The 11483-nt window shown below is 67.3% G+C and carries 10 protein-coding genes; 5 read left to right on the top strand and 5 right to left on the bottom strand.

What is annotated here, in order from left to right; all coding sequences use genetic code 11:
- On the bottom strand, positions 1–2033 hold a 2033-nt coding region (locus D7W79_RS30460), incomplete at its 3' end, for a TIGR02266 family protein (RefSeq protein ID WP_120528894.1).
- 178 nt (positions 2034–2211) lie between these two features.
- On the opposite strand from D7W79_RS30460, the gene D7W79_RS30465 reads away from it, so the two are divergent.
- Positions 2212–3354 carry a hypothetical protein gene (locus D7W79_RS30465; protein WP_120528886.1) on the top strand — a complete coding sequence of 381 codons (1143 nt, stop codon included), beginning with the start codon at positions 2212–2214 and terminating at the stop codon, positions 3352–3354.
- Here D7W79_RS30465 and D7W79_RS30470 read toward each other — a convergent pair whose 3' ends face one another.
- Positions 3355–3852, bottom strand: coding sequence for a winged helix-turn-helix transcriptional regulator (locus D7W79_RS30470; protein WP_120528887.1), 498 nt, complete (start codon positions 3850–3852; stop codon positions 3355–3357).
- Between the two features lie 92 nt (positions 3853–3944).
- Between D7W79_RS30470 and D7W79_RS30475 the strand changes: the two genes are divergently transcribed.
- Positions 3945–4604, top strand: coding sequence for a glutathione S-transferase family protein (locus tag D7W79_RS30475; protein ID WP_120528888.1), 660 nt, complete (start codon positions 3945–3947; stop codon positions 4602–4604).
- Positions 4605–4609: 5 nt separating this feature from the next.
- Here D7W79_RS30475 and D7W79_RS30480 read toward each other — a convergent pair whose 3' ends face one another.
- Positions 4610–5584 (bottom strand): alpha/beta hydrolase, encoded by a 975-nt coding sequence (locus tag D7W79_RS30480; protein WP_120528889.1) that lies wholly within the window; start codon positions 5582–5584, stop codon positions 4610–4612.
- Positions 5585–5640: 56 nt separating this feature from the next.
- Entirely contained in the window at positions 5641–6594 is a 954-nt protein-coding gene (locus tag D7W79_RS30485) for an NAD(P)-dependent alcohol dehydrogenase (RefSeq protein ID WP_120528890.1), read from the bottom strand.
- A 67-nt stretch (positions 6595–6661) separates the two neighbouring features.
- Between D7W79_RS30485 and D7W79_RS30490 the strand changes: the two genes are divergently transcribed.
- From D7W79_RS30490 to D7W79_RS30500, 3 genes are all read left to right on the top strand, one after another.
- Positions 6662–7579, top strand: a complete 918-nt coding sequence (locus D7W79_RS30490) for a LysR family transcriptional regulator (protein WP_158617084.1) — start codon at positions 6662–6664, stop codon at positions 7577–7579.
- Between the two features lie 386 nt (positions 7580–7965).
- Positions 7966–9531 (top strand): HD domain-containing protein, encoded by a 1566-nt coding sequence (locus tag D7W79_RS30495; RefSeq protein ID WP_120528892.1) that lies wholly within the window; start codon positions 7966–7968, stop codon positions 9529–9531.
- A complete protein-coding gene (locus D7W79_RS30500; RefSeq protein ID WP_120528893.1) occupies positions 9515–10168 on the top strand; it encodes a CYTH domain-containing protein in 654 nt (217 codons plus the stop codon). The genes D7W79_RS30495 and D7W79_RS30500 overlap by 17 nt, the downstream gene beginning before the upstream one ends.
- A gap of 128 nt (positions 10169–10296) precedes the next feature.
- Here D7W79_RS30500 and D7W79_RS30505 read toward each other — a convergent pair.
- A partial coding sequence (locus D7W79_RS30505) for a hypothetical protein (RefSeq protein WP_120528895.1) occupies positions 10297–11483 on the bottom strand: 1187 nt, incomplete at its 5' end.

The following is an 11483-nucleotide window of genomic DNA, read 5'->3' on the forward strand; positions in this document are numbered from 1 at the left end:
GAGGGAGGCAGCACGCTCGGCGGCGGCTGGGGCGGAGGAGGAGCCACGGGCCTCGCGGCGGGACGTCCCGGCGAGGTCGTGGACTCGCGAGCCAGCTCCAGCGGCCCGTCGTCGTCCACGGACAGGTCGAGGTCGAACTCGGCGCTGCCGCCGGACGGGCGCTGCGGCGCGGGAGGCTGCTGCGGGACGGCGCGGCCCCAGGAGGAGGCAGGCTCCTGGGACAGGTCGGGCGCACCGGCGCGGCCCGCGGCGGGACGGTTGGCGAAGGAGCCGGGCTCCAGCGGCAGCTCACCGGGAGCACGCGCGGCGGGACGGCCAGCGGATCCGGGCTCCAATCCCAGCCCTGGAACGGAAGCGCGTCCAGCGGATCCAGGCTCCAGTCCCAACCCGGGAACGGCGGGGCGTCCGGCGACGGAGCCCGGCTCGCGGCCCAGGCCCGGAGCAGCCGCGCGGCCACCCGAAGAGAGGGGCTCGAGGCCCAACCCAGGCGAGGCACGGCCCGCGACGGATCCAGGCTCACGGCCCAGTCCCGGTGCGCCACGACCCGCCGCGGATCCGGGCTCACGACCCAATCCAGGCGCGGAGCGACCCGCCGCGGATCCAGGCTCCAACCCGAGTCCAGGCGCGGAGCGACCGGCGGCAGAGCCGGGCTCACGGCCCAACCCAGGCGCGGCACGACCGGCCGCGGACCCAGGCTCCAGGCCGAGTCCAGGCGCGGAGCGGCTAGCGGCAGAGCCGGGCTCACGACCCAACCCAGGCGCGGCACGACCGGCCGCGGATCCAGGCTCGCGGCCCAGGCCCGGCGCGGCGGCACGGCCCGGAGACGACGCAGGCTCACGCCCCATCGGCCGGTGACGGCCCGGCGAGGACGCGGGCTCGCGAGCCAGCTCCAGCGGGGCCTCGTCGTCCAGTGACGACAGGTCCAGGTCGAACTCGGTGCTGCCACCGGAGGTCTGCGCGGGAGCCGCCGGCGGCGCGGCGGGCGGCGGCGGAACGGCGCGCTGCACGGGCGGCGGTGCCACCGGCGCGGCGCGAGGCGGCGGCGCGGGGTCGAAGGCATCCGAGAAATCCAGCTCGAACCCGCCCGCATCGCCAGTGCCCGAAGCCGCGCCGTCCTCCACCGAGATGCCCACCTCGATGGGCGCCTCATCGAGCGGCTCTCCCATCGCGATGGGCCCATCCGCCGAGGGCGCCTCGAACTCGAAGTCGAACCCGGGCAGCGGCTCGTCGCCTCCCGACAGCACGCCCGGCACGGTGGGCGGAGGCGTCCCCGCGATGAGTTCGTCCAGCGGGATGTCCACGTCGTTCGCGGAGTCCGCCAGCGCAAGCCCGATGTCCTCCTCCGGGGCCCCCAGCGAGAAGGGCTCATCCGCCCCGCCCAGCGACAGCGGCTCATCCGCGGCGGGCGCGGGGCTGGACGGCGCATCCAGGTCGTCGAACAGCGAATCGAGCGCGGCGCCCCCCGGGGCCTGCGGGGCGGGACGCGCGGGCGGTGCGGCAGGTCGCACGGGTGCCACGGCGGCGGGACGCGGCGGCGCGGCCACCGGCGGATGTACCGGGGCGATTCCTGGCGCGGCCAACGGCGCGATTCCCGGAGCCACGACCGGCGCGATTCCCGGAGCGACAGCCGGCGCGATTCCCGGAGCGACAGCCGGCGCGATGGACGGCAGCGGCGCGGCGGGCGGCGCGGCACCCGTTCCCGGCCTGCGCTGGAGCATCAGGTCCACGAGCGCGCGGCTCGCCGTATCCAGGTCCTCGAACGCCAGGCCCATGCCCGGAGGCCCCGCGGGGTCGTTCACATCGCGCACCCAGCGCACGGTGGCGGTGCCCTGGAGCACGCGCACGCCGTTGGCGATCTGCACCTCGAAGCGCACGGGCGTGCCCACCGGCTGCGGCGTGCGCGAGCGGATGAACATGCCCCCGGGACTGATGTTGGTGGCGAACTCCTCGGTGAAGCTCCCCACGGACTCATGCTTGAGCTTCACCAACAGACCGACCGACTTGCGGTCCGAGGTACGCCGACCTTGATCCATGGTTCGGCACTGTCGCGTCCGGGGGCCATTCCCTCAAGGGGGTTCTGGCCCCATGCCCGGTTGTCCGGTACCCCTTCGAGACCCCAGGTGCGCCTGCGTCTTACCTGTATGTCCCCGCTATCCTGGAACTTCGTTGTCCCCAGGAAGCGGTCCGGGTCCGCCGGACGGGAGTCCCCAGATGAACGCGGTTCCCCATTTCGCCCCGGTTCCCCTGCATGCGCGGTGGCTGGTGGACCGGCGGCACGACCTGCTCTCCACGGTCGGGGGGCTGGGCGCGAGCCTGGCGCTGATGGCGCTGCACGTGCTGGGGGGCGTGAGCGGGCCGCCGCTGTGGTGGGCATGGGTGCTGCTCCTGGACGGGCCGCACCTGTTCGCGACGGTGTCGCGTACGTACCTGGACGCTCGGGAGCGGAAGGCGCGGGCGCGGCTGCTCTGGGGCAGCCTGGGCTGGTTCGCCGCGGGGCCCGCGGTGTTCGCGGTGTCGGTGCTATCCGGGCAGCGCTGGCCGTTCGCGGTGTTCGTGACGCTGGCGGCGCTCTGGGCGTACTGGCACGTGGTGCGGCAGCACTACGGCATCATGGTGCTCTACCAGCGCAAGGCCGGGGAGCGCGACGCATGGGACCGGCGGCTGGACAGCGTGACGCTGTACGTGGGGTTGCTGGCGCCGTTCGTGGCGTTCGCGCTGACACATCCGGGGGCCCGGCGCCGGCTGGGGCTGATGGCGGAGCCCACCTGGGAGGTCGGGGCGGCGCACGCGTGCTTCGCCCTGGTGCTCGCGGTGGTGGGCGTGCTCGTGGCGCGGCAGGTGTGGCGGTGGCGCCGGGGCCTGGGGGTGAATGGGCCCAAGTTGTTGATGCTGGGCGCGGCGCTGGGGCTGACGTCGCTGGTGTTCTGGCCGTCGGTGTCGCGGCGGATGGACTTCCTGATGTTCACCGTGGCGGTGACGGCGTTCCACAACGTGCAGTACCACGGCATCGTCTGGTTCTTTCACCGCAACCGCTACCACGCGGACGGAGTGGACCGCGCCGCGTTCGGCCAGGCGCCGAAGGTGAGCCAGCGCTTCATCGTCTACGCGCTCTGCGGACTCGCCTTCACGCTGGCGTACCGGACGCTGGGCTGCGGCATGGGCGTGCATCCGGGCTGCGGCGCGTTCGACACGAAGCTGGCGCTGGGCGGAAGTGGGCTCACGCTGAGAGACCTGATGGAAGGCTTCATCTGGGGCTTCGCGCTGCACCACTACTTCCTGGACCAGTACATCTGGCGCGTGCGCAGGGACGCGGGCCTGAATCAGGACTTGAAGCTGAACACCGCGACCGCCTGATCACCGCCGCGCCCGGCGCGCGACGGCCTTCTCGTACGCGGCCTGAAGCTCACCGAACACCGAGCGCCCCGGGCGCGGCGTTCCCAGGTGCAGGTGGCGCAGCTCGTCCATGAATGCGTCCCAGAGGGGCGGGCCGCCCTTCTCCAGCAACTCCGCGCGCACGGACAGCTCCTCGCTCGGCTGCGTGTGCCGGCGGCCCCAGGCCCCCATGTGCGCGAGCAGGGGCACCAGTTGGATGGACGCCTCCGTGAGGCTGTAAATGCCTTTCTGCCGGTGGTTCGGATCCGGGCGTCGCAATAGCAGTCCGGACGCCGTCAGCCGCTTCAGCCGGTCCGCCAGGATGTTGGAGGCGATGCCCTCCTCGCTCTGTTCGAGCAGTTCGCCATAGGTGCGCCGGTTCCCGAACATGACGTCGCGGATGACGATGAGGCTCCAGCGGTCGCCGAGCTGTTCGAGCGTCAGGTTGATGGGACAGCCAGAGCGTCCTGTCTGCGGCATGGCCGTCCTCCCGGGGTTGATACTTGCAATATGCAAGTAGCGCGGATACGGTTCAACCGCTTGCAAATCACAAGTGGTTGAGAGGTTCCAAGATGGCGCTCGCGGTCTACGGTCACCCCTTCTCCTCGTACACGCAGAAGGTGCTCATCGCGTTGTATGAGAACGGCACGCCCTTCGAGTTCCGGAACATCGGGCCGGACACGCCGGAGCACACCGCCGAGTGGCTGCGTCGCTGGCCGCTGGCCAAGTTCCCGCTGCTGGTGGACGGCGAGCGCCAGGTCGTCGAGACCAGCGTCATCATCGAATACCTCCAGCTCGCGCACCCCGGGCCGGTCCGCCTGCTGCCCGCGGATCCGATGGCCGCGCTGGACGTGCGCTTCCTCGACCGCTTCTTCGACCTGCACGTCATGAGCATGGTCCAGCACGCCGTGGACGGTGCGCTGACAGGGGATGCCACGAAGCGGAAGGAAGGCCTGGCCAAGGCCGTGGAGAAGCTGGAGCGCGCCTACGCCTGGATTGAAGGGCAGCTCGCCGGAAGGACCTGGGCCACGGGCGCGGACTTCACGCTGGCGGACTGCGCGGCCGCGCCCTCCCTGTTCTACGCGGACTGGACCCACCGCATCTCCGAGTCCTACCCCCAGCTGCGCGCCTACCGCGCGCGGTTGCTGGCCCGACCGTCCGTCGCCCGGGCGGTGGACGGAGGGCGCCCGTTCCGCCACCTCTTCCCGCTGGGCGCGCCGGACCGGGACTGAAGGGCTCACGCCGCCAGTCCGGCCGGCGCACGCAGCGCCCGGGCGAGCGCCTCGTTCAGCTCGCGCTTGAAGCTCGTGGTCATCCAGGCGTTCGGGATGGCGTCGAAGCCGTGGATGGCCCCCGGGTAGACGTGGAGCTCCACCGGGACTCCCGCGCGGGAGAGGCGACGGGCGTAGTCCATGGACTCGTCGAAGAAGACGTCGAGCGAACCCACGGCGATGAAGGCCGGGGGCAGGTGCGAGACGTCCTGGCCGAGCGAGGCCGAGAAGTGCCCGGCGCGGGCGTCGGTCGGGAGGTAGTCCCCGCGCAGGGACTCCCAGCCGAAGCGGGTGTGCGCACGCGTCCATGAGAACTCGCCCGTCGTCGGATTGGGGTCCGCTTCCAGGGGCGTCCCCGTGCGGGCGTCGAGCATGGGGTAGATGAGGATCTGCGCCGCGGGCCGGGGCCCGCTGTCATCGCGGGTGAGCTGCGCCAGCGAAGCGGCGAGCCCGCCACCGGCGCTCTGCCCCATGAGGACGATTCGCGACGGGTCGACGCCGAGTGACGCGGCGTTCGCGTGGACCCAGCGCAGCGCCGCGTAGGCGTCGTCGATGGGCCCCGGGAACGGAACCTCCGGCGCGAGGCGGTAGTCGACCGAGACGACCACGGCGCCGTGCGCGAGAGCGAGCTCGGCGTCGAAGCCCTCACCCATGGCGGCGCTGCCCATCACCATGCCGCCGCCGTGCAGGAACAGCACGGCGGGCCGTGGGGCCGTGTCGTGGCCCAGCGGAGTCTGGATGACGAGCCGCACGTCGGGCGCTCCGTGCCGCCCGGGGATGCGTACCTCACTGCGGAGCGCGGTGCTTCGGGGGGCGATGGACGCAATCATCTGGTCCATGAACGTGCGGGCGTCCGCGAGGTTTTCACGCGAAAGCCCCGGGAGGAACTCGTGGGCGGTGAGGGGCAAGAGGGACGGGTCGACAAGATGAAGGGTGGACATGGGTGACTCCTGGGATGCGGCGGTGTGTGGGGTTGCGATGGAAAGGGGTGTGGCGCTCAAGGCGAGGGGCTGGCGCGGATGACGACCTTGCCGATGACGCCGCCTCGTTCGGACCGCTCGAACGCTGCTCGCGCGTCGGAGAGTTCGAACACCTCCACGGGGGGCGGGAGGAGTTCCCGGGCCTGGAGCTTCCCCGCGAGCTCCGCGAGATCTCTTCCGGACGGCCTGGTCACGAGCAGCAGCTGCTTCTGGCGGCGGAAGGGCCCGAGCAGCGCGGAGGACAGGAGCGACACAGGGGACGGCTCGAACCCCACGTGCCGGCCGCGCGGAGTCAGGAGGCCACGCGCCTCGGCGAAGGACAGCTTCGTGCTCAGGTCGAAGACGACGTTGAAACGCTCGCCGAGCATCGAGAGCGGCCGGGCGCGGTAGTCGTGGACCACCTGGGCACCGAACTGCCGTGCCACGGCCAGACCAGCGGCGGAGGTGACGGCGGTGACATGCGCGCCACGCGACCGGGCGAGCTGGATCAACATGAGCCCCACACCTCCCGTCGCGCCGTTGACGAGCACGCGCTCACCGGGGGCCACGCGCGCGACGTCACGCAGTGCCTGGAGCGCCGCGAGCCCCACCGTCGAGACCGCCGCGGCCCCGACGTCGTCGAGCCCTTGCGGAATCCGGGCGACGGACGACGCCGCGACCGTGATGAGTCCGGCGAGCGTTCCCTCCCGCATGCTTCCAGGGAAGCCGAACACGCGGTCTCCGACCGAGAAACCCTCGACGCCCGCCCCCACCTCCTCGACGACACCCGCGAAGTCCGAGCCGGGTGACTTCGGGAAGTGGGCCCCGCTGAGCAGCCGCAGCTCGCCACGCCGGATCTTCCCGTCGATGGGATTCACCGAGACGGCTCGGACGCGGATGAGGAGGTGGTGGGCGCGGACACGGGGCGCCTGCGCCTGGGTGTGCTGGAGGACGTCAGGACTGCCGAAGCGGCTGTAGGTGAGTGCGTTCATGCCCCTCAAGGTACGGGGCGGCACTCATTCGCGGAACTTGATGGTGGGAAAGTCTATTGTTCACGCCGTGAATCTCTCGGCCTTCGACCTGAACCACGTGCGCGCGCTCCATCACCTCCTCGAGGAGGCTCACGTCACGCGTGCGGCGAGGAAGCTCGGAATCACGCCCGCGGCGGCGAGCAACGCCCTGCACCGGCTGCGCGTCGACTTCGACGACCCGCTCCTGGTCCGCAACGGGAGGACACTCGTGCGGACGCAGCGGGCCGAGGCGCTTCGAGCGCCCGCCCGGGAGGTGATGCTGGCGGCCGGGCGGCTGTTCGACCAGGGGCGCCCCTTCGACCCGGCGACCGCGACCTGGGACATCTACGTGACGACGTCGGACCGCGTGGCGGAGCTGCTCCTGCCGACGCTCGACCGTCTCCTCTCGGCGCGTGCTCCCGGGGCCCTGCTCACGCTCCGGACCCAGACGGCGGACCTGGGGGTGTTCCTGAGGGAGCACGGCGGCATCGCCATCGTCCCGGACCTCGCGAAGGAGCGGGACCTGCGCTCGCAGCGCCTGTTCGTCGACGGGTTCGTCTGCGTCATGCGCGGGGCGCATCCGCTCGCCACCGGGCGCATGACCTTGAAACGGTTCACCGAGTGGGAGCACGTCCTGGTGGCCCCCCTCGCGCAGTCACAACGCGGCGGCATCGACGTGCTGCTGGAGAAGGAGGGGTTCTCACGTCGCGTGACGCGCGTGGTGACCACGTTCTCCCTGGCGCTGCCGCTCGTGCTGGGCTCGGACCGGCTCGCCGTCCTGCCGCGCAGCTTCGCCGCCGCGCACGCGAAGGCGCTCGGGCTGGAGCTGCGGCCCCCGCCTGTCCCGATGCCTCCGCTCGAGATGCTCCTGGCCTGGCACCTTGGGAACGAGGGCGACCCGAAGCACGCGTGGGTCCGTGGTCTCGTGCAGGACGCCGTCCGCGCCGTGGACCTGGAGACCGAGTAGCCATGGGGCGCGAGCCACCGGCCGCGCACCCCACTCAAGCCACGCCGTCAGGTTCAGGGGGCACCGCCTGGAACACATCCTGAGTCCAGGTGGTGCCCACGCAGTTCAAGCCGATCAGGAACGCCTCAAGCGCCGTCGCAATCGGAGCCACCACGGATCAGGGTTTTAGATAAGGCCCTCATGTGTCCCGTCACCCAGGCTATCAGGTGCCTTGCAGTGTCCGATCACCATCGCGGACAACCAACGGAAGGCACGGACTCAATGTCGATCTAGGCTACTGGACTCTTTCAACAAGCAGATATTAACCTCAAGCACAAGGTTTCTTTCCTCTCCCAGATAGCTATTGTGCTGCAAAACTTACCCTATCGCTCGCAAGACAGGTCCAAATGCAAGACGGCACACAACATCTTCTAGAACTGACAAAATCAATCCTAGACCCAATCCACGGGCTCATCCGGATCACAGACAAAGAATCAAGAGTAATCAACGATCCAATCTACCAGCGACTCCGGAAAATAAAACAAAACGGGCTTCTACACCTTGTTTTTCCGTCAGCGACACACACTCGCTTCGAGCATAGTCTCGGAGTTCTTTTCGTAGCCGACTCCATGCTCCGCAGTCTGCTGTTCAACTCCATCTCCTCAATATCGAAGCAAAGAATTACCGACTCCAATCAAGCCAACCATCGCCAAGCCATCGACCTAAACACCTTTCCCAAAGCTACACTAAGGGAACTTTTTCGCCTAACAAGACTGGCCGCACTGGTTCACGATTTGGGTCACGGTCCATTTTCACATACTTTTGATCATTTTGCGCCCAGCCTAGATGCAGTCCTCCTGATGCTTGAAGACGAGCAACTCATCGCGCTTGCAGGCTTCAAGGAGACTTTTCGCGCCTACGCACTGAAAAACAATCATTCTTCCGAGGACACTCTTCGCGTGCCCCATGAAGTAATGTCTTGCATATTTTTTGCATGCATTTGGCACAAGATCGATCAAGACGACCTCCAGACGCCCAAGGCGATCACTGCTGCCATACTTGGGGACGTCGCATTCCAACTCGTGGGCAGCGAGATTGCCCCGTGGATTCCACTCATCCATGATCTTGTCGCATCTGCACCTGCCGACGCGGATCGAATGGATTACTTGGAGCGTGACAGCCGCTCTTGCGGCGTCTCATACGGCCTCTTCGACAGAAATCGCCTTCTCAAGACGATGCTCTGTTACCAAGAGGGCACTGCCGATAAGAAGCAGTACAGGCTAGGACTGAAGTCCAGCGGTTTTCGCGCTGTAGAAAACTTTCTCCAAGCAAGATTCGAGTTGTTCGTGCAGGTCTACTACCACAAGACCAACAGGGCAATTGAGTCCATGCTTCAGCATGTATCGGCACTGGCAAGTTCCGCTACACACGACATCATTTCAGAAGACAGCCTTAACGGACTCATCAGAGACTACACCAACCTAGGCGACGACATTTTTCTTGACATCCTCAGAGGCCAAGGAGCCAACAAGAAAGTTTCCATCCTGGAAATCAATCAGATCGCACAACAAATCCATGACCGGCAGCTTTGGAAACGCGTAGCAGACTCTCAGGAGCACAGAAATCTTGACGCCTCAACTCAAGAACTTATCCTTCAAAAACTGAAGGCCGAGTTTCCTGAAGTGAAGTTCCAAAAAGACAAAGTCAAGGCAGCAGCCGCAAAAGATCTTAACAACGGGGCAGTAATCCTCAACCAAGATGTAAGTGGATTCTACTACGCAAATCCATCTGCAAAATGGGAATCTTACTCGCCTATCATTGCAACACTCATCGAGATGGGGAAGTCAGAAAAAGAAGACATCCGTCGCATATACATTCAATCGACGGATTCCGAAAAGGCCAAGAGCATCCGGGCAGCCTTTAGAAAAAACCTACTCATTCTCGGCGAGGCAAAAAATGCAGAGCAAGCTTGAGGTCGAAACGAAACTGGAAATAAGTCGATTTGACTTCAGTCGATTGCTGACGAACAACCAGATAAGAAAAACCACGGAACAACTCAACATCTACTATGACTTCAACTGGCTCCTAGCTGCAGCAAGCGCAACCTTTCGGATCAGGTTTTCATTAGGAAAGCCAGCAGTAGCCACACTTAAAATCCCCTTGAGCATTCACAACGGCCAGCGGACAAGCAAGGAGCTTGAAACCCCTGCACGTCAAGCAATAACTCCGCTTGGGCACGCTGCCAGCACACCAAGGAATCTTGATGTCAGGAACCACTTGGCCCCAAGCTTCCGGGATGAACTCCTTGGTTTGAACATCCCGTTTCTTAACCGAGTTGGATATATGCGCAACACACGGCATGTTCTTGAACTCGCCAATGTCGGATGCGTTGAGGTTGACTGGGTTCGGCTGCCCGGAGGTAATGATTTTTTCGAGGTTGAGATTGAGAATGACGATCTCGTTCTCCAAAAGCGATTGGCTCATCTCGTGATCAATCAGGCACCTAGCGCCCGCCCATCCACCATCAGTAAGTTTGAACGATTCCAACGCGCCTTAGGCAACACTCACAAGCCCGTAAACTGGTGCATGCCTAATCGTTCTTTGGCATGATTTCGGATAATTGCTCTCAATGGCAACTACCGGGCTGTCGTTGCAGAGAGGGCTCCATTGCCGGCCGAATGCGCGACATTGGCGACATCGAGGCCGTGTTGTAGCGCTGTCCCAATGCCTGTTGTGACTCAGGGCGTCACGAGCCGCAGGAACGCATCCTGGTTCCAGGTGTCGCCCGCGCCATCGCGCTGCCACCCGGACACCACCAGCCCCGAGTCCGGCGCCGCCACCAGCGCCGTCGTCGCCAGCGAGCACGTGCCGCTCTCGCACGCCTCCGCCGCCAGCGTCTTCGTGCCCAGCAGCGCGCCGTCCGCCGCGTAGCGCGTGACCGTGTTGCCGCAGGCCGCGGCCACCGGGCCGGCGGACTCCACCGCGGCCACGGTGCCCACCGACGCCGAGCCGCACGTGGGCTGCTTCACCCAGCGCTCCTGCCCGTCCGCCGACGCCGTCAGCACGAACGGACCGCCCTCATCCAGCGCCACGCCGTTCCACATCAGCAGGCCCACCGCCTCGCCGGCCACGGCCACCGTGCCGTCCGCGCCCACCGACACGGAGCCCACGCGGCCGTTCACGCCCGGCACCTCGCGGCCCCACGCCAGCGCGCCGTCCGCGCCGAACGCCAGCACCACGAAGCCGCCCGCGCCCTGCGCGTCGAACGTGCGCCCGTCCACCGTCACCGGGCCCACCAGCCGGCCCGCCACCACCGACGTGCCCGTGCCCGACAGCGCCACCGCCGACAGCAGCGTGCCGTCCCTCGCGCCGTCGAACGTCTTCGTCCAGCGCACCGCGCCGTCCGCCGCGTAGCGCACCAGCCGGGGCGTGTGGGCCTCCGTCGTCCACTCCTCGCCCAGCGCCACCACGCCGCCCGCCGCGTCGGCGGACACCGCGTAGACCTTCTGCCCCACGCGGGCCTGCCACTCGGGCGCGCCCGCCTGGGAGAACTTCACCAGGAAGCCGTCCTGCGCCTCGCCCAGCCCGAAGTCCGCCGAGTACAGGAACGCGTTGCCGGACAGGAACACCGCGCCGTCAGCCCCCGTGGAGGCCGCCACACGCAGGTCGGAGAGGCGGTTGCGCTCGAACTCCTTCGCCCACTGCTTCGTCCCGTCCGCCGCGTAGCGCGACAGCGTCACCACCAGCCGCTCGCCCTCCACCTGCTCACGGTCCTCGTCCGAGCGCGGCGTGCCGGACGTCACAAACAGCACATCCCCGCCCCGCCCCACCGCCAGCCCCGTGCCCGTGTCGTCCTGCGGGCCGCCCAGCTTGAGCGACCAGGGGCTCACCGCCGGGGCCGAGGGCTTGGGGGCCTCCGCGGTGG

The sequence above is a fragment of the Corallococcus exercitus genome, assembly GCF_003611585.1.
Lineage (GTDB): Bacteria > Myxococcota > Myxococcia > Myxococcales > Myxococcaceae > Corallococcus > Corallococcus exercitus.